This window comes from Pseudoalteromonas sp. XMcav1-K (genome assembly GCF_044005875.1).
In the GTDB taxonomy this organism is placed as follows: Bacteria; Pseudomonadota; Gammaproteobacteria; order Enterobacterales; family Alteromonadaceae; genus Pseudoalteromonas; species Pseudoalteromonas spongiae.
Genome location: NZ_JBIPJE010000051.1, coordinates 98,686 through 116,437 on the forward strand (window position 1 = coordinate 98,686; position 17,752 = coordinate 116,437).

General features: G+C 37.4%; 19 protein-coding genes and 1 pseudogene. 4 read left to right on the forward strand and 16 right to left on the reverse strand.

What is annotated here, in order from left to right:
• Positions 1-189: 189 nt before the first annotated feature.
• Positions 190-351: pseudogene (locus tag ACHSBP_RS20300) on the reverse strand (PhoH family protein); the annotation flags it as partial.
• Positions 352-802: 451 nt separating this feature from the next.
• Here ACHSBP_RS20300 and ACHSBP_RS20305 point away from each other — a divergent pair.
• From ACHSBP_RS20305 to ACHSBP_RS20320, 4 genes are read left to right on the forward strand one after another with little or no spacing between them, the layout of a single operon-like run.
• Entirely contained in the window at positions 803-2,239 is a 1,437-nt protein-coding gene (locus ACHSBP_RS20305) for a site-specific integrase (RefSeq protein WP_395390295.1), read from the forward strand.
• The gene (locus tag ACHSBP_RS20310) at positions 2,239-5,001 is read left to right on the forward strand and encodes a hypothetical protein (RefSeq protein ID WP_395390296.1); all 2,763 of its coding nucleotides are present in this window, start codon (positions 2,239-2,241) and stop codon (positions 4,999-5,001) included. The genes ACHSBP_RS20305 and ACHSBP_RS20310 overlap by 1 nt, the downstream gene beginning before the upstream one ends.
• Positions 5,002-5,011: 10 nt before the next feature.
• Positions 5,012-7,081, forward strand: coding sequence for a hypothetical protein (locus ACHSBP_RS20315; protein ID WP_395390297.1), 2,070 nt, complete (start codon positions 5,012-5,014; stop codon positions 7,079-7,081).
• On the forward strand, positions 7,078-7,554 hold the full coding sequence (locus tag ACHSBP_RS20320; protein WP_395390298.1) for a hypothetical protein: 477 nt from the start codon (positions 7,078-7,080) through the stop codon (positions 7,552-7,554). The genes ACHSBP_RS20315 and ACHSBP_RS20320 overlap by 4 nt, the downstream gene beginning before the upstream one ends.
• Before the next feature lie 59 nt (positions 7,555-7,613).
• Here ACHSBP_RS20320 and ACHSBP_RS20325 read toward each other — a convergent pair whose 3' ends face one another.
• The 15 genes from ACHSBP_RS20325 to ACHSBP_RS20395 form a co-directional block, all read right to left on the reverse strand.
• On the reverse strand, positions 7,614-8,396 hold the full coding sequence (locus ACHSBP_RS20325) for a hypothetical protein (RefSeq protein ID WP_395390299.1): 783 nt from the start codon (positions 8,394-8,396) through the stop codon (positions 7,614-7,616).
• A 206-nt stretch (positions 8,397-8,602) separates the two neighbouring features.
• Positions 8,603-9,328 carry a Qat anti-phage system TatD family nuclease QatD gene (gene qatD, locus ACHSBP_RS20330; RefSeq protein WP_395390300.1) on the reverse strand — a complete coding sequence of 242 codons (726 nt, stop codon included), beginning with the start codon at positions 9,326-9,328 and terminating at the stop codon, positions 8,603-8,605.
• Complete coding sequence (gene qatC, locus ACHSBP_RS20335) at positions 9,325-10,659, reverse strand: Qat anti-phage system QueC-like protein QatC (RefSeq protein WP_395390301.1); 1,335 nt, start codon at positions 10,657-10,659, stop codon at positions 9,325-9,327. Before qatC ends, qatD begins: the two co-directional genes overlap by 4 nt.
• On the reverse strand, positions 10,652-11,539 hold the full coding sequence (locus ACHSBP_RS20340; RefSeq protein WP_395390302.1) for a hypothetical protein: 888 nt from the start codon (positions 11,537-11,539) through the stop codon (positions 10,652-10,654). Before ACHSBP_RS20340 ends, qatC begins: the two co-directional genes overlap by 8 nt.
• 1 nt (position 11,540) lies before the next feature.
• The gene (locus ACHSBP_RS20345; protein WP_395390303.1) at positions 11,541-13,301 is read right to left on the reverse strand and encodes a P-loop NTPase fold protein; all 1,761 of its coding nucleotides are present in this window, start codon (positions 13,299-13,301) and stop codon (positions 11,541-11,543) included.
• An 11-nt stretch (positions 13,302-13,312) separates the two neighbouring features.
• Complete coding sequence (locus ACHSBP_RS20350) at positions 13,313-13,888, reverse strand: recombinase family protein (RefSeq protein ID WP_085282014.1); 576 nt, start codon at positions 13,886-13,888, stop codon at positions 13,313-13,315.
• A gap of 137 nt (positions 13,889-14,025) precedes the next feature.
• Positions 14,026-14,334, reverse strand: coding sequence for a flagellar hook-basal body complex protein FliE (fliE, locus tag ACHSBP_RS20355; RefSeq protein WP_158088296.1), 309 nt, complete (start codon positions 14,332-14,334; stop codon positions 14,026-14,028).
• Between the two features lie 232 nt (positions 14,335-14,566).
• Positions 14,567-14,827, reverse strand: coding sequence for a DUF5676 family membrane protein (locus tag ACHSBP_RS20360; protein WP_375186066.1), 261 nt, complete (start codon positions 14,825-14,827; stop codon positions 14,567-14,569).
• 39 nt (positions 14,828-14,866) lie between these two features.
• On the reverse strand, positions 14,867-15,214 hold the full coding sequence (locus ACHSBP_RS20365; protein ID WP_375186065.1) for a hypothetical protein: 348 nt from the start codon (positions 15,212-15,214) through the stop codon (positions 14,867-14,869).
• A gap of 47 nt (positions 15,215-15,261) precedes the next feature.
• Complete coding sequence (locus tag ACHSBP_RS20370) at positions 15,262-15,633, reverse strand: cation transporter (RefSeq protein WP_395390304.1); 372 nt, start codon at positions 15,631-15,633, stop codon at positions 15,262-15,264.
• A gap of 10 nt (positions 15,634-15,643) precedes the next feature.
• Positions 15,644-16,066, reverse strand: a complete 423-nt coding sequence (locus tag ACHSBP_RS20375; protein ID WP_290167871.1) for a hypothetical protein — start codon at positions 16,064-16,066, stop codon at positions 15,644-15,646.
• Between the two features lie 12 nt (positions 16,067-16,078).
• Positions 16,079-16,714: an isoprenylcysteine carboxylmethyltransferase family protein gene (locus ACHSBP_RS20380; protein ID WP_100912778.1), complete on the reverse strand. Its 636-nt coding sequence runs from the start codon at positions 16,712-16,714 to the stop codon at positions 16,079-16,081.
• Complete coding sequence (locus ACHSBP_RS20385; protein ID WP_100912777.1) at positions 16,707-17,042, reverse strand: DUF2933 domain-containing protein; 336 nt, start codon at positions 17,040-17,042, stop codon at positions 16,707-16,709. The genes ACHSBP_RS20380 and ACHSBP_RS20385 overlap by 8 nt, the downstream gene beginning before the upstream one ends.
• Positions 17,032-17,379, reverse strand: coding sequence for a P-II family nitrogen regulator (locus tag ACHSBP_RS20390; RefSeq protein ID WP_395390305.1), 348 nt, complete (start codon positions 17,377-17,379; stop codon positions 17,032-17,034). Before ACHSBP_RS20390 ends, ACHSBP_RS20385 begins: the two co-directional genes overlap by 11 nt.
• A 14-nt stretch (positions 17,380-17,393) precedes the next feature.
• Positions 17,394-17,747 carry a cupredoxin domain-containing protein gene (locus ACHSBP_RS20395; RefSeq protein ID WP_395390306.1) on the reverse strand — a complete coding sequence of 118 codons (354 nt, stop codon included), beginning with the start codon at positions 17,745-17,747 and terminating at the stop codon, positions 17,394-17,396.
• Positions 17,748-17,752: the final 5 nt, after the last annotated feature.

The following is a 17,752-nucleotide window of genomic DNA, read 5'->3' on the forward strand; positions in this document are numbered from 1 at the left end:
AAAATGAACTTGAAAGGTCAACAGACCCTAGCTATAACACATGATTCTCTTGCGCCTGCGTTTATGTATTGTAGCGTTAAATGTGTTAGCGATAGTTCCGCGTAAATCATCAAACAAAAAAAGGGCTGATAAACATCAGCCCTTTTAACTTTTCATCGATGTCATTTTTAGACACCTTCACTCGTTAGCTTATAAATTTTCTTCAGCGAAGCTCGCTAAACGGCTGCGTACTACACCGTTTAAATTAATCGTGCTGCTGCCTTGAAAGTCTTTAAAACGTTCAACAATATAGGTTAACCCTGAAGTCACTGGGGTTAGATAATTACTGTCAATTTGTGCCAAGTTACCCGACACCCCATTATTAAATACTAACCAACACCCCATTATTGATAAACTTTAATTTCATGTCACCTTCTCGATAAGGATAATAACAACAGGCTAGTTCAATTAGTTCCGCATCTAGTTAGATGTACTTCTAGTTCTACTAGTAAGAACCATCTCTTATATCATCTGTAAAGTATCAAGCTTATTTAAAAGTAAGTATACAATTTGATCTACTAAATTACATTGTTCACATCTAAAACATACTACTTTCCATTGTGACTTCTACAATTTCGATACACAACCTTACGCCTACCTGTGAGAAAACAGCAATACACAATGAGCATCCCGACACCTAAATCACACACCAGAATTATACAAATATGTATAATAACAATAACTTAAAAAATATTTTTGACACCTCATTATTGAAATCACAGGTAACTTTTGTTACCATCTTTTGAAAATAGAGATATAGCAAATGACCGTTTCAATAAAATATAGTGAGTTTAATTTAGGGAGCCAAGCTCATTTTAAAACTGATGAAGAAAATGAATTAAGAGAAGTTAAATACGCTGAAGATATTATAGATCCCCAATTCCCTCTTTTATTTTGTGAGAGCAGAATCAAAGAGTGCTTAGAGATGAATTTATTTCTAATCCATAGAAGATTAGGTATTTACTCCACTAAGCCTAACTCAAAAGTCAAAAATCAAAGTCCGGCTTTTTCCAAAGCATATTACGCTACTTTGAGTGGAGAGCACCTTTCTCACAAATCAATGGAACCAATAGCGAAAGATCTTCAAGCTTTTCTTATCTGGCTAGTTCAGAACAATAGAGTGTACGAAGAAGTAATAGCTGCACCGCTTCCAAGTGATAGTGTTGAAGAGCAAGTTGCGTCCTTACCTGTTTGGCAATATCAAAAATACTTAACCAAATTAGTAAAAACAGAAAAGCTCAGTTACAAGACAGCTAAACGTAGATTAGACACTGTTAAGCATTTTTATCTTTGGTCTTATAAACGTAGTGTCATTTCATCGTTACCTTTTTCTATGGAGCTTAAAACTATTAAGGTTCCTAAAAAGAATGGCGACTTTGATTTATTTAGCTTGCCTACTGGCTACCAACAAGGCAAAGGAGTTATGAACTGGGTGAGCAACCTTGGTATCCCCAAGAGTGTCATTCCCAAAGACAGTGTTCCAAGAGAACTTCAGCCCTATTCTCCTGAAGAATTAGTTAGTTTGATTTCGACAGACTTTTCGAAGAAACCCACTTACAACTTATTTTTGAAATGTGCATACCAAGGCGGCTTTCGCTCATTCGAAGTTGTGGCTATCAATCACGCAGATATCAAAGACCCAAAAGAAGATGATTATTCTAAGTTTTATTACGTAAACATTATCAGAAAAGGACATAAGCCCTCGAAAATATTAATAAGCCCTAACTTAATGGAGCAGCTTTACAAATACACGCTAACTAAAACATGGAGAAAACGTAGAATAAAGTTTGAGACTAAATATGGGATGACTGAGCCTCTGCCGTTATTTATCAACAGAGATGGTGAAAGAATGCGAGAAGAAGCCCCTTCAGACACCATTGGATATATTCGCCTAGAACAAGATGATAAAGGCTTACCTAGATTAGAGCGTGACTATCATGATTTGAGAGCAACATATGGCACTTATTTAGCTGCTTCAATGATTATTAATGGCGAATCTGAAGAAAGAATTAAAGCCGTTTTGATGAAAGTCTTTAGTCATGAAGACTTTACTACTAGCGAACTGTATTTAGATTTAGCCAAGACCATGCTAGATGAGAATGAGCATGGTGCGATGCATATGTGGGTTAAAGACATGTACTCACGCGTTGACGAGCTAATGAACGCACTTCCTGATGAAGCAAAGCAGGAGGAAGTATAATGGCAGCGAAATCAACGCTTAGTCAGCGATTTGGCTTATTTTCTCCTATTTTAGAAAATCAAATAGCGAATCTAGTAAGTAAGTCAAAAGCTCCTGAACCAAAAGACTATTACATACAAACATATAAAACTATTCATCAACAAGCTTCATGTTTATACGGATACTTAGAATCTATACTTGACAGATTAAATGGTGAAGACTTAATAGATTTTCAATGTAAAGGGCTTGATGCTTTCTCCAGTATAGAATACTGGCAACGCTTTGAGCGTTGTGGGGTATTAGCAAAGCTAGAAGATAATTTATCAACTGTTAAAGGGAAATTTCACCTATCCCTGTTAGGTCTTCTAAAGCAACACTTTAATAATGAACACCTTGTTGCACCACATGAAATTGTTATCCCGTCCAAGCTTTGCCAAAGCTACAGAACTACTGATTGCTCTATAGTCTACAGGTATCCATTGGAAAACATTTCTGAGATTAAGACTTACATGGTTCAGTATCTTCAGCAAAAATGTGAGGAAGGTGGAAAACAAGATCTGCAATCTATTATCAAAAATATTACAGGATTTCTATTTTGCTTAGATTCAGGCTTTGATTTACCTGAAGTAAAATCTGTTCTTGAAAAGAAGTTTAATGTTTCAGAAGTTCTTTCATCAAAAGAGCTTTGTGATCTGATTTTATCTTCAGTTAGCAATAAGCAGAAGAAAGATCAGTTTAAGCATATGCTACGTTACTTAGCACCTGAAGTTCATGGAAGCAGAACAACTACTTTGCTCCTCAGCACAGTAGAAGCTCTTGATTTTATAGATACTATTTCACCTAAACTTCGTGGTGAAGTTGCGTCGTTCTTAGCTAAATCGCAAGAAAAACACCATATCTCTAGAACTAAAAAATTTATGAGGTTCATCCATACTTTTCGAAATTACTTATCTAATGGTCAACTAAAGTTAATTCGAGATAACGGAATCGCTGCATTTACCGAAAATGAAGCTGAGCTGTGGTTACTTTACCTTGATACATTACCTAAGGAAATTAAGGGGCAGCAAAACAAATACGACCTAAGCTCATTGTTAAATAACTTATTAGCACATGTATTCGAGCGAAACATAAACATTAACGAGTTTTTGAGCTATATGTTGAGATATCCACATCAGTCGGTACATGGCGAATGGCAATATCAGTCATTTAAGTATATCGAAGATAATTACCCTGCTCTTTTTAAAGATGTTAAAAAAGTGCATCACATTAGTTTAACTAGAACGGATGCATTTCAAGTACAAGTTAATACAGTCAAAGCTACATTCAGTCGATTTCTAATCGCTATTGAGCAAAACGACAAGTGCTTATCAGAAGAGCAAAAAAAAGTAGTTGCAGATAAAGGTTTATATGGCTTTGCTGAAAATGATCATGGTGTTTTAAAGTCAATTCGGCAGCACATTCAACATAAATGTAAAACTTCAGATATTGACCTAGATTATGGAAGAGCGCAGCAAGATGCCCTTGATTGGTTCCTAGATAAACTGGGTATCGAAACATCAATAGCTTATCCCGTATCGCAATTGAAACGGATGCACCATGAAGAGAAGTCTAGAGAAAATGAATACTACACTTTGGAAGAAGCGGTTGAATTAGCATTTCATATTGAGAAAACTTTCTTAATCAAAAAAGATTTAACGCATTTCCAAAAGCTAGCATTAAAACTAGGTAGAATTTTTCTTAAAACAGCTTGGAATATGACTCCAGTCTTCGAGTTGACTATCGACGATATATTTTATTTTGATTCTCCTACAGGTGGTAAGAAAACTCCAGCCGTTAGGCTATTCAAAAGAAGAGCTAACTATTCGACGCAATGGCATAAATTTGGATTGAAAGCCGAAGACATTGAAAAAGAAGGCATTGAAACTGGCGATATAGTTCGCCCTGTAATTCAAGACTTAATCGCCATACGCGATGATGATAGTAAACCATTCAGAGATGCTCTTGATGACGATCATCCGTTTAAGGATAGAATATTCTTATATCAATCTTATAAGTATGACACTCCAAAAGCATTAGATGCCTCAATACTAACGACACTAGATGAACTGCTAGAAGCGCAGGGGTGCCAAGTTAGTTTCACTACTCAGCGTATCAGAAAAGGTGGCCTTAATTATATCTATCGAAAAGTTCTTAGTAACTTTAAAAAATACAAAGAAGCTGGTCAGCATTCATTTGAGGTCTTCTTACAACATTACCTGAAAGATGACACAGCTAAATCAACTGCAACATTAACAAAAGCAACAAGAGTAATGGGTGATTACTTTCATGGTCGTGAATTAACCGACGATATTATCATCCTTACTGATACACCTGACGATAGTCGTCAAACACCTAACGGCAGTTGCGTCAGTAAACATGATAGTGATGCTGCAAAAGTATATGACGCTGAGAATTACAAATTACATAAGGAAAACGGTACTAAGACAACATTGTGTGCTGATTTTAACGCGTGTTTATTCTGTCCTTATTATCGACTCGTAGCTGACGCTGAGCATGTCTGGCGACTGCTGTCATACAGAGCTGTCGTTATTGACAGCATGAAGGCATCAACAGCGGGATTTGAATTCGCAGAACAGCAAAAAGAGAACATTGAAATCCTTTCAAATCGTGTAGATGATATTCTGGAAAAAGTTGCAGAAATTTCTCCAACAGCCCCTGTCGAGGGAAAGAGGTTATTTAAAGATTTCGGTATACACGAAGATTGGGAACTAATGGCAGGTTAAGGGGAATATAATGAACATCCATCAAATAATTACAGCAATTTCGGATCCTCTGCCTAGTTCAGAAATTCAAATTCGTTCTTTGAGCAATGTAGATAGGATTGAGGAAATAAACAACTCAGTACTTTGGCATACAAAAGCTATAAACAAAAAGTATTTTAAGGAAATACACTTTAGTGACGGGACTTGGTACGCGGAAAACAGTAAACAAACTAATATCGTCACCTTAGACGAGGATAATGAGTTTTCATTTCAAATTAAGGCATATGCATTAATAAAACTATTTAACGGGAATGTAGAGGGCGGTATTGGTTATAAAACATCATCAGTTTCAGGTCACACTACAATATTAAACCAGTTAGCTAAATTCTTGATGAAGAAAAACTTTATATCGTTTCATCATTTTAGCAATTCTCCTCAATTAGTAATAAGCAATACGTTACATGAGTATTTATTCCAAGAACGCAAAGCTGATCAAACGTTACCCAAACGAGAGTTCTCGACACTGTTCAATGTGCAGAACTCTTATGGGTTATTAAGTGATGTGGTTTGTGACACTTTTCACGGTCATCTAGCCGCTATCAAAGATAAATATCATAAAACTAGACTGTCTACTTTATCTCACCCTGTAATACCAACAAATGTACTTAAAGTACTAATTCAACGGGCCAGTGAAAATGTAAAGCTAGTAAAAGATAACATTGAAGATTGGAAAAACTTTAATGACCGAGTAATAGCTCGCCTTGAAGAAAGAGTTAATTTCACAAACACAATCAGTGATACCGCAACATTAATCCGAAACGCTGTTAACGCTTGCGATACTGAGAAAGACTATGAAGAAAAGTATGTTTGTTTTACAGACCTCAAGATATCTGTCTTAGTTTACATATTAACCTTCACTGGTATGCGAATTGATGAAGCGCTGTCTTGCAAGATTGGATGTGCTTTCGAAAAAGACGGTACTTTTTATGTCAAGTCAACCATGACTAAAACTGATGGCAGCACTATTGAATTAGACTGGGTAGCCAACGAAGATACATATAATGCTGTTCAAATACTTGAAGATTTTGTCATCAATATGCGCAAGCGTGGGGAATGTTTAGAACAGTACTACCCTGAGAAAATAAAACCAGAAAACCTTCATAACTTAGAGCTTGGTCTAGAAGAGAACAAACTATTTGGAGTAGCGCATTCTATGAAAAGCATTAGCTTTTCTAAGGATGGTAGATTTGCTGAATTTGATAATACCGACGGCACTCCTCATGAGATGTTTATTATATTGTTAAGTGAATTAGATATTGCTCAGTTAGAACAGCTTGAATGCAATTACAAAGCGTTAAAAGGTGCAGATAGAGGCAAACCTTACTCTGTTGGCGATCAAATTAGAATCACCGCTCATATGTTCAGGCATACATTTGCATGGTTCATTATAGCTAATAGGCTCGGTGAACTTGATGATATTAAGTACCAGTTTAATCACCTATCTAAGAGTATGACGATGGTTTATGGCAATAGAGGAATAGCCTCTGTTGACGAGATGTTAGAAATTATTAATCACCATGAAGAGCTTCTTACGAAGAAAGTCGCTAATGAAATTGCCGAAGAAAGCATGAAAGGAAATCTCGGCGGCGGTGGCGGTGAACGCTTTAATAAAATAGCTAAAGACCTAGTTATTGGGATTACTAGCTCTGAATCAGATGAGCCAGATAGAATTAATCAGATACATTTTAAAAATATGGAAGAGTATGTCCTGTTTTTGCAGAAAAACTTAAAAGGCATCAGAGGGCTTATTCACGGCTACTGTAGTGGCGGTGAAGCCTGTAAAATTAAGAATGCTGGCCTACCTTCAGGTTGTGTATATTGTGGCAGTTATACAGTAGTGGAGCGACAAATGGTTCATTGGCGAGCTATGCGTAATGGTGCTGCTAAAAGGCTTGAGAAGTTACGCAATGCCCCAGATGAAGTTAAGAAACGATATGAGCTATTAGCAATCAATTGGCAAGATACTTTTGATGCTGCCGAGCATGTTATTCGTAATGCAGAGAGTACCGAACAGAACAATAAAAAAGAGCAAAGTAAATGACAGAAGATGTTGACGCAATTGAGCTTTTCTACAAAGCACTTAAAGAGCTAAAAGATGATCCAAATGAGAAGATCAACCCTAACAGAGTTGCACAGAAAGCTGGTCGAAGTAATTCAAACATCTATAAAAAAACTTCTAGGCATATTCAGCTTCAAAAAGATATTAAAGCTGCTCAAGAAATTAGAGATAAAGATCTTAAAATACAAAAGCTAGAAGCTGAAATTAGAAAGTTAACTAGGCAACTCACTAATGCTAAAAAGAAAGTTGAGGAACTCCAGAATAAAGAACCTGAAGTTGCAGACAATAAAGTTTGGATTGAGAAGTTAACAGAGATGTATCGTATGTCTGATAACTTAATAACCAAGAATAAGTCATTACAGCAGCAGTTAATTGATATCAATCCAGATGCAGTGATGGAAGTTGAGCATGTGGATAGAGAAACTGGTGAGATCATTTCTTTCACAAGAAAATAAATTTCTGAATCCATTGCCCCAGATTTTCACATTGGGGCAACTCTTAATAAAAATGAGAGCTAGCGATATTTTTGACCAAATGATTCGATACATTTTCCAATATAACAACTGCGGTCAATGTTATTTGGAACATTCCCTTTTTTCTTATTCATATCAAAAATTGCTTTGCACGCTTCTTCTTTATTTATTAGCTTTTCAGCAAGTCCCAATCCAGCATAAGTATTGGCTATTGAAGCAGCGAATAAACAGATGCAAGTCATTATAAAACTAACTTTAGGGCTATAAAATTTTTGAAAATATTCTTTTATTGGAAGAAAAATGTATTTGATCGTTATCCCAGCAATCAATAACGAACTTATTAGTGCTACGGGAAATCTTGCATCATCTAGTTCAAAATCTAACGTGTCACTGCCGTCAAACATTTTTCCAAGCATAATTGAAAACAACACAAAGAATGGAATGTTTATAAGAGCCTTAACCCGAAAATTATGATAGAAAATCAATGAGTGTAATTTCAATCCCTTAGGCAAAAGCAGTAAAGATGCAACTGCCGCTAAAACCGCTGATACAATAAATGTTTGTACTAGCAAATATATACCGAGAGCAATTTCGTCAACCACCTTGATCGTTTTTAATTCGTATAGGAATGGAACGTATGTGCTTGCAAACTTTGCTAAAACAACAAATAGAGCTAGGGATCTTATGGTATCTCCTACAGCCTTAACTTTGCTCTTTTGAAAAGTCGGGTCGTCGATATTCGGATTCAAAATTAGAGCTTTTGTCCGCTGCGCAAAGCCCAAAAAACCGACACTATCTAACATTTCTTTTATAATTTCTTTCAATTAATCCCCCTCAATATGAAAGTTTTTATGTCAATGCAAATTTACTGATTACCTACAAAAGTTATTCATAGGTCAAACAGGTTCATTGAAAGGATATCTCGAAAAATTAAAATACATATGTCGGATTATTAATTTTTTGGAACATTATTGGACCGAAAATCATTTAATGACGAGTGTTGAAGTCCAACTCATTTCTCATACTTCAACTATGTCAGAACAGCTTTAAGGTTTAGCTTCAATTGAGTTTCAACTGATTCTCGCGACATTTCCCAACCCACTGATAAATATTCGATGACGCTGATGACATCTGATGGAAACTGTATTTTCCCGGCAACTTTTGCGAATGGCCCATCAGTTTCAAGTAATACCTTATCTTTAGGTATCCACGAAATGATTTTTTTAGCCCTATTAGAGTTAATCATTGCAGGTCCGATTGAAAAATAACAGCCAAATTCTAAAGCTCTTGTTAGCTGTTTTTTTGTGCCTAAAAACCAGTGGAGAATAGGCTTTCCAGCGTCAGGATATTGCGTTAGGCAATCTAATGTTTCTTCAATGGCATTGAGAGAATGAATCGTTAATACTTTATCCTTGTACGACTGGCACTTATTAAGAATATGTTTGAATACAAATAGCTGGTCTTCCATATGATCAACATAGCCTTTAGAACCATCTAAACCAATCTCACCTATATATTTGGTTTTAGATATCAGTTGATCAAATAAAGAAAGCTCATTCTTTCTTAAGTGTGCCAATTGTGGATGTAAGCCCAGAGCTGTCCTGCAATTATCAATACCAGAAGTAAGATTTGCTGTGCCATTAAAAGCTGAAGGCACAGTAGTTACGGAAAGCACATAGTGCTTACAGGACTTGATATCATCCAAAACTTTGCCATGCTCTGGATATAAATCGACATGACAATGAAGATCCATCATGATTTCATATCAGCCTGTAAAAAAACTTCTACTTCAGCTAAACCGCGTTTTATTGTTGAAGTAAGCTTATCCCTAATATCAGCATTTTCTGGTATTGGTCCTGATTTACGAAGCCAAGAGCGATAGTTATTATCTTGTTTCAATCTGATAATAGCAGCTTGCACTGCCTGCAAATCGTCCCTCGTGTTTTTCTCTTTCATCAGCCCTTTTAACCTTTTGGTTTCATAAGGTGCATCATCTTTGAATCCCGCGTGGTGCACAGAGGCTCTTCTAATTAAACATGGTACACAATGTCCGCATTGCATATGTTTACGATGCCAGTGGCTACATGAAACGCTTAATGGTACGGCTTTCTTGATAGCTTCTTGATCAATGCAATCAGCTAACATTTCACCTTTAGTTTTGAATTGATACGGATTTACAAACTTGACATGGAACCCAGTATCTCTAAGCAAAGTTTCAAGCCTGCTTAGAAAATTAGGATGAGTTGTTCTAGTACTATGGCTACCAATCCGTCTTCTGGTTAGCGGTGGATTTATTGAGATATAGCCATTCTCAGGGACGACAATAGTTTCAATACTGCTATCGCAATTAGCATTTCTTAAGGCTGATATACCAAGTACCGCCATAGCTAGGAAGTTGAAGCTTCTTCCCCTCATGCTAATGTCAGTTTTACCTTCTAAGTGCTTAATAATATGGGGAGACATTGAATAGGACAATTCGCCGAATGGCGGGAATAATAATTGCTTAATATCTTCCTGTTTCGCACCATCACCACGATAGGCATGACTAACCAAAAGTGGTTTTAAGTCTGACTCTCCGTTTAAAATGTCAATTGCACCAACTGCGCTATCAAGGCCACCAGAAAAAAGGCAGACTGAGTTGAGTCCAATTAATGATTTTGCTTTTGCTTTCGCTTGCTCACTTGTTTTAGGAGCTGGCATCGGCATAGTTGTTTTTTCAAAAGTAAACTGCCATTGATCGCCTGTAAGAAAGTTGAGCAAAGAACTTAGTTCAGGCTCTACAAAATTCCACATATCCTCATCGGTAACAGGAACATGCAAGTGCATTTTTCTAGCCCATGCATTTTCTGCATTATCCCTCAATTCAAATGTATCAGCGGCGGTAACGGCGGTTGCAATTGTTATGAGGTCTATTGCATCAGCATCTACATGCAATCCTAAATCACGTACTGTTTGAAGCAATTGCTTTGACACTAAGCTGTGCTTAGTAATGTCATTTTGATGCGTATGGAACATCTGGACAGGGTGACAATCATCAGAAAAATCAGGCAAGTTAGCTGGGTCATGATTAAAATAAAAATTAGTCATCAAAGCTCTCCCACTCATCAACTGTCATGGCAATAGCATCGGCTTGAATTTTAGTAATATTTTCCTTACTGATAGTGCTGGGGTTGCCATTAGTTACTTTATCTAACTGTTCTTGTGTGATCACTTTTATTAATTCCCTTAATTCAACTTCCATTTGATGATGCTTGCTTGCTGGCTCAACATGAAACCAAGCTCTGCCCATGCCTTCTACGACATCTTGAAATATGAGATCTGTTAAATAACAGCCAATTGCTTCTTGGATAACTTCGTCGGTAAAACTGTTAGGATCAAATTCTTCAGTATCGGGCAGTGCTTCTTCCAACGCGTAGTCTAACGCCACTCTAACAGCATCCGAATCGGCATTATCAGGCGCTAAATGGCTAGCAATTTTGTCAATTGCTTGGTCAGTCGATAGCCCAGTTAGATCACCTAAAGATAAGCTTTGATTATTAACCGTTACGGTGTCGCCACGCATGACACCAAGCAACCCAGAACCAGCAGTTATGCCGCTTGCTAGTCTCTGGCTTGTGCTTTTACCTCCGCCAGAGCCTTTTCTAGAGTAATTTTTTAATGAACGCCTTAGATCTGAGGTTGAGCCACCTGTTTGTGCATATTTACCAAATGCTCTTCTGGCACTGGCAAACCTATTTGGAGGCAGTGTTGCTGTAGGTGAACCACCGATTTCTTGTTGAACCTTGTCATTGTCAATATCATTGCTATTGTCATTCTGATCATCAGCTTGATTATTATCAGAGCCAGTTTGATCATCCCCATCAGTACCTGATGCAGGTTCTATTGTGACGGGGTCTCCTTGCTCTGCCCAAGATGGAATTAGCGGACTCTTATTATTCGGTCCTGTTGACGATGCGGACGTACCCATATTACTTAGCTCCCTCTAGTTCTTTTAAAATTGGATTAAGCCATCTTTGACGGGGCAAGCTTTTTAAAAATGTAAGAAGACTTAAGCAACATTTTTCATCCTGCTTGGCAAGTAGTACCGCTCCATAAATGCCTGTTGGTCTTTCGGTCCAATCACCAATCAACTTAAAGTTTTCAATCAAACCATCCATGACTGACATATATTCTTCCTTTGGTGTTGTGGTAATAGCTGTAGAGTTAACGCCACTGACCCTAACCTTTTGCTTCATTAATTCTTCTACAAGTTTTTGAGCAGCTCCAGACATTACCGCATTTACAGCGCCCATTGGAATGCTTTCTCGACTCAGATATGCCGCTGGAGTCAAATCCATCTCAGTAAACATTGGAGGTAATTTTGACCATTTATCAATAAAAGCAAGGTCTAGCTTCCACTCTTCAGGTAACTTAATTTCGTCAAATTCAACTTCTGAATTTTCGAGATCCGCCAATACTGTTGGGAATCCCTTTTCCTTATCAATTAATTCATAAAGCTTATTGGTAGCCTGAGTGCCTAAGCACCTCTCAAAAATTACCAGCTTAGTGATGGTTTTTTCATCAAGCTGCATACCTCGACGGTGAGCCGTTTTCTTTCTCATCTTCACTTGGTTCAGTAATCGCTTAACTATGCGAGGGTTGCCGTTAATGTTTGTAGATTCAGCTAATAGTGGAGCTAACTGCTCAGCAACTACAAATTTACTTCTGAGTTCTGAATGCTTTTCGATAGCGTGATCTTGAAGTAGCTCATCAATGGTTATTTGTGGTTGTTTCCACGACAGCCTTAATGATTCTTCAAGGGCACATCTTATCGTTTCTAATTGAGCATCGGTAACGCCGTGGTCTTGAGCAGTAAGCATCATTAAATATGCCCTTATCTCCAGAACGCCGGGTCTTGGTACATGCACAGGAATTTGAATAAGCTTGTCTAAATAATCAGTTTGATGTCGTTGAGATGCACCTTTGTGATATTCCGGCACAGCCAAGCGGATCATGTCTTCATCGGCGGCAATAACAAATGCGGTATTTGGTAGAAATAGAAATAATCTGATCGCCTCAAGTGTTGAAATGGCATTAAATGGAGAGCAGCGATCTAAATTATCGACATAGACAATAAGTGGTTTATCAAACTCCTTTAGCAGATCTGAATATGCTTTTCGGAATTCTTTAATTTCTTTAGGAGGTGAGAATGATTTCTTATCTTTGATCAAACCTTTGTTTTTCTTCGCGACATCCTTAGCGCCATCGACAGCACCTTTTACATCATCAACATCCAGTTCACCATCGTCACCACCACTGAATAGTCCCATGATCTTCTGTATACCACCTATAGTTGGTATACCAGCTAATGCTGCACCACCATCCATAAGTAGTCCCATCAGTCTGATCTTATCTATTCGTCCAGCAAACTCTTTTGCTTTTGCACTTAGGTTTTTATCGTCTGCTGCTTTTTTAACTAAAGTAGATGCGATTGTTTCTAATAGCGCAGCTTTAGCATCATCGTACCCTTGGAAAGTCCATGCATCAAAATGTACTTGGATATATTCTTGTTCATCAGTTTCCAAAGATGCTTTGGTAAGTTCAAGAATAGTAGATTTTCCTGCGCCCCAATCACCAAAGACACCGACGCTAATAGGCATTAATTCCTTTTCTGTTATAAGGTCTTTAATCGACTCAGCCGCTTCATTAAAATTTAAGAAATCAATTTTTGATTCTTTGTCAGACCACATAACATCTCCCTTTATTTATTATTTTGCTTTTCCATTCTTTTAATAGTTCTGTGAACCGTAGGGCGGCTAACAGAATATTTTTTTGCTAATGCAGAAATCGATTCACCATTTAATTTATCTTTATATAATTCCTTCGCTTGTTTATCAGACAAAGCAGGCATTCTCCCCATATGTTTGCCTTTAGCCTTAGCCTCTTCACGACCTTCAGCTGTTCTGGCTTTTATTAAATCCCGCTCAAGCTGAGCGAAGACTCCGCAAAGGTTGATCATCGCCGTCGAGAATGGATTATCATTTTTAGTATTGAGAGAGCCGTCGATGATATTTAAACACGCTCCCTTTTTATGAATACTTTCAATTGCTTCGAGAATAGTCTTTAATGATCGGCCAAGCCGGTCAAGGCGAGTAACAATTACTTCATCGCCTTCTCGTATAAAATTTATGAGATCTTTTAACTTCTCATCATTTTTAATCGAAGCACCACTTTGCTTCCCTTGAAATATTTTCTCACAGCCATGAGCGCCCAACTTGGACAGTTGAACTTGTAAATCTTGTTCTTGAGTCGAAACTCGTGCAAAACCAACTTTCATATGTACGAAACCTATACCTTTCGTACACCATAACAATTACATGAACGAAAGTCCACTTAACAATTTCGTACATGAACGAAATAAAACGATGACTTTCTATCATAAATTCTAGTTGTTTACTCTAACATACTAAAAGTTTATAGAGCCATATTCATAATTTCTTTGTACCCTTCTATTGCTTTATTTCTAACTTGTATAGTGGCTTCAGTAGCAACTCCTGCTTTTGATCTTGCAATCATAACCTCTGCTAAACTAATGTCTGTTGTCCCTAACTCGAATTCTTTTGTCGCTTTACCTGCTTTTTGATGCAATTCATTTACATTGTCAATCGCTTTAATAAGTAGTTTAGAGAACTCATTATTATTAGTTTTTTGTTCCTCTAAGCTCGATTTATAAACAGATGAGTTTTGGAGCTGGCTAATTAAAGTGTTTTCGATATGAAGCATAAATATACTCTTCGTCAATTAATTGTCTCTCACTAAGACTGCAAATTGAGTGCCAAAGAAAATAAACTTTACCTTATAATTCAAAAACTAAGGTGTGTTTAAGTCACACCTTAGACTTCAAATTCAAACTGAAAAAAGTTTTTCATTCTTGCTTAGCGTCATTCAATTAATGATTGATTAAATGGGTTCGCTGTTGTTAATTTAATTATTTCCACCAATCTAAATGTGACTACTATTTCAAATTCAGGTTATTGTAAATCTTTGCTACAATTCCCCCTGTTACACCTGCAAATAACACCCAAAAAAATCCACCAATAAATACTCCTATAAAGGACATCTGCCAGCCCAGAATTTTCCAGTCAGTATGCAACATGTTGCCCGTCATACTAGACATCATATCAGGCAGCATAATTACCACCATTGAACAAACCAACCAAACAATGCCAAAGGCGGCTGCACAAGCCAACGCAAAAGCTTTCTCATTAAGTTTCATCGTTATTCTCCAGTGGTGGCTTGCGCCACCACTTAATTACTATTCAAGCTCCACCATATCTTTCGCTGCAATATCACCTGATAGTAGTTTTACCGTAGCGAAGTGATCATTCACAATTTTAGTAATTTGTACCGTTCCTACCTTTTCGATAGTGTAGGGATCTTCACCTTCACTCAATACCATTCTTTCATGGAATCTAATAACACTGTATTTTTGCCCAACCTCTGCGCCATGCTTGGCACCAATACAAATCAGAGTTCGATCAGTAGACTGCTCAACCACTTGACCCCTCATCATATTTTTGTGATAAAACGCAGTATTGGAACAACCCGCTAGAAAGATACCAAATACAAATAAAAGTAGAATTTTCATATTGGATGTTTTCATCATTTTCTCCTCATCTTACTTATTAACTGAGCAAGCTTTTCGTAAGCTTACTTATTTTTCCGGCTTGCACCCGGAGGAACTTTGTGACAACTCCACGGTTTATGAGCAGCGTTGTCTTTAACATTCTGATCAACAAATTTATAGTAACTTTCTTTAGTATGTGTCCACCAATCATCATGAACATCTGCGCCATACTTACGGATTACCTCCTCAATCCCATCAAGGCTTACGTTTGCGGCATCATAGGCAAGGTGTATTTCACCTTCTTTGATGTTGTAACTAACTTCATCTATACCAAAAAGCTGATCTATTTCTTTTACTAACTCGTCACAGCTTTCTTCTGTGACATTGCTAAGCTTTAGATTTCGAACAACTAAATTCTGCTCTCTAACGCCAACTCTATGATCTAAATCGCTCATAATTTTTCTCCTAATGTTTGTGTGAATGCTGTTGATTGCTATCTTTAATTTCTTCCATTTTCCGGTTCATCTGCGGCATCATGTTTTCCATCATTTCCAGATGATGTTCAGCCATTGCAATTTGTTTATGTATAGGTTTGTCTTCCATATCTCGATGCATGATCTGCATAATTTTCATCATTGAACGTCTATGTTGATGCATCATTCGCTGTTGCTTATCAGGGTCTTGTTCAGATTTAATTGCTAAAACTTCTTTTTTCATTTCCATCATCTTTTTATGCATTTTTTCCATATTTTCGTGTGACATCTCCATGCCTTGATGCATATCATATTTGTTCACACTTTCATGCTTATGGTCATGATCTTGGGCAAATGAGCTTGTGGCTACCATCAGTGAGCCAGAAAATAGAATTGATTTACCTAATGTTTTCATAATTTTTACCTTCTACATTTTATTAAAATTTGGAATCCAACTTGGTGTCGATTCCATATACCTGCGGTACTCAGAGCCAAACTCTGCAATCGCTTGTGCTTCTTCGCGTTTGGCTAGCTTGACATAAACAACGACTAAGATTGGAAACATCGTAAGTGTCGGGATGGTCGGCCACTGCAATAAAAAGCCAAACATGATTAGAATGAAAGCTACGTACTGTGGGTGACGACACCTCGCATACCATCCTGTAGTAGCCAATTGATGGTGTTTTTGCGCGTGATGCAATACGTTCCATGCTGAAGACAACATAAAGAAACCTGCAACAATAAACACCATACTCGCTATATGAAATGGGTCCCAATGGGCATCACCTTCAAAACCAAAGAAAGTATGCAATAAGTGTCCATTTTCATGCGCAAAGAAGTTTACTTCTGGATAGGTCTCCGTCAGCCACCCCGATAGAAAATAGATAGTTAAAGGAAAGCCATACATTTCAGTAAATAGGGCGACAATAAAGGCGGAGAACGCTCCTAAACTTCGCCAATCAGTCGATGTTTTTGGTTTGACAAAACTAAAGGCAAAAAAGATAAAAATTGCAGAGTTCAGTATCACCATTGACCATAAGCCATAATCATATGTCTCATTCATCACTTTTCTCCTTTTTATGTGATTCCTTACGTCCTTCTTCTAAGCCTTGTATGTAGCCATCGCGATAGGCAGCATTTTTATCCGTTAGTTCTTGAAAGCTCTCTTCCTTTTTCTCATCAGGCGCATGTGAATGATCGTGGCCATGTTTGCCATGACTGCCATGCATAAATACGTGCATCAACGGGCATAGCAATAAAATCAAATAAGGAAGAAATTGCAGTACATGCTGTCCATGTTCAAAGATTAAAAAATAGGTGGCTGCGGCAATAAGCACCAATGCAGCCCAACCCGTAGGTGTTGACCAAAATTTAGGGTGCTCATTTTTCATATTGGCCTCCTATTGACCTTAAATCTTCCTTTGAAGCTTCAGACTTAGAATTTATCCAGTAGAGATTATCCACAGGAGAGATGCTAACTAATCCTTCGCCTTCAATGTTGGTATGCGCAGCATCGAGCAAAACTTCAGCAACATGTTCAGCATCATCAAAAGCAACATAAATGGTCATTACTATATGTGCTGATAAGTGATTTCTGTTGTAAGTATCAGCATATGCACCTCTGCCTGTTGCTTTATGAATGGTAAAGCCTTTATAGCCATGTGAAAGTAGTGCCTCTTCTACTCGTGTTAACACCATTTCATCAAAAATGGCTGTCACTTTTTTCATGTTCATAACCCCTCCTAAACAACCTTTAAAACACCGCGATACATTTGCATCTGACAATGAAACTCATGCTCTCCCGCTGATAAGTTCAATAAGGTAATTTGAGTAATTTCATTTAATTTAAGCTGCTCGCTTATCTCTAATGATGGAATAAGCATTGTTTCAGCACAGGGTGATTGATCTTTGCGCATGAACTTCAGGGTGACAGGTTGACTAGCAGACACTTGGATTAAGGATGGTGAATACACACCATCTTTCACTTCAATGAGTACTTCATTATCTTGAACAATTGTTTTATTGGGTTTGTATAGCCAAAACCACCAAACAATCAGTGCGATTAACACTAAGCCTAATAAGTTAATTAACATCATCGTGT

Coding starts and splice junctions, on each gene's coding strand:
- ACHSBP_RS20305 (WP_395390295.1), top strand. CDS start 803: ATGACCGTTTCAATAAAATATAGTGAGTTTAATTTAGGGAGCCAAGCT.
- ACHSBP_RS20310 (WP_395390296.1), top strand. CDS start 2,239: ATGGCAGCGAAATCAACGCTTAGTCAGCGATTTGGCTTATTTTCTCCT.
- ACHSBP_RS20315 (WP_395390297.1), top strand. CDS start 5,012: ATGAACATCCATCAAATAATTACAGCAATTTCGGATCCTCTGCCTAGT.
- ACHSBP_RS20320 (WP_395390298.1), top strand. CDS start 7,078: ATGACAGAAGATGTTGACGCAATTGAGCTTTTCTACAAAGCACTTAAA.
- qatD (WP_395390300.1), bottom strand. CDS start 9,328: ATGATGGATCTTCATTGTCATGTCGATTTATATCCAGAGCATGGCAAA.
- qatC (WP_395390301.1), bottom strand. CDS start 10,659: ATGACTAATTTTTATTTTAATCATGACCCAGCTAACTTGCCTGATTTT.
- ACHSBP_RS20340 (WP_395390302.1), bottom strand. CDS start 11,539: ATGGGTACGTCCGCATCGTCAACAGGACCGAATAATAAGAGTCCGCTA.
- ACHSBP_RS20345 (WP_395390303.1), bottom strand. CDS start 13,301: ATGTGGTCTGACAAAGAATCAAAAATTGATTTCTTAAATTTTAATGAA.
- ACHSBP_RS20350 (WP_085282014.1), bottom strand. CDS start 13,888: ATGAAAGTTGGTTTTGCACGAGTTTCGACTCAAGAACAAGATTTACAA.
- fliE (WP_158088296.1), bottom strand. CDS start 14,334: ATGCTTCATATCGAAAACACTTTAATTAGCCAGCTCCAAAACTCATCT.
- ACHSBP_RS20360 (WP_375186066.1), bottom strand. CDS start 14,827: ATGAAACTTAATGAGAAAGCTTTTGCGTTGGCTTGTGCAGCCGCCTTT.
- ACHSBP_RS20365 (WP_375186065.1), bottom strand. CDS start 15,214: ATGAAAACATCCAATATGAAAATTCTACTTTTATTTGTATTTGGTATC.
- ACHSBP_RS20370 (WP_395390304.1), bottom strand. CDS start 15,633: ATGAGCGATTTAGATCATAGAGTTGGCGTTAGAGAGCAGAATTTAGTT.
- ACHSBP_RS20375 (WP_290167871.1), bottom strand. CDS start 16,066: ATGAAAACATTAGGTAAATCAATTCTATTTTCTGGCTCACTGATGGTA.
- ACHSBP_RS20380 (WP_100912778.1), bottom strand. CDS start 16,714: ATGAATGAGACATATGATTATGGCTTATGGTCAATGGTGATACTGAAC.
- ACHSBP_RS20385 (WP_100912777.1), bottom strand. CDS start 17,042: ATGAAAAATGAGCACCCTAAATTTTGGTCAACACCTACGGGTTGGGCT.
- ACHSBP_RS20390 (WP_395390305.1), bottom strand. CDS start 17,379: ATGAAAAAAGTGACAGCCATTTTTGATGAAATGGTGTTAACACGAGTA.
- ACHSBP_RS20395 (WP_395390306.1), bottom strand. CDS start 17,747: ATGATGTTAATTAACTTATTAGGCTTAGTGTTAATCGCACTGATTGTT.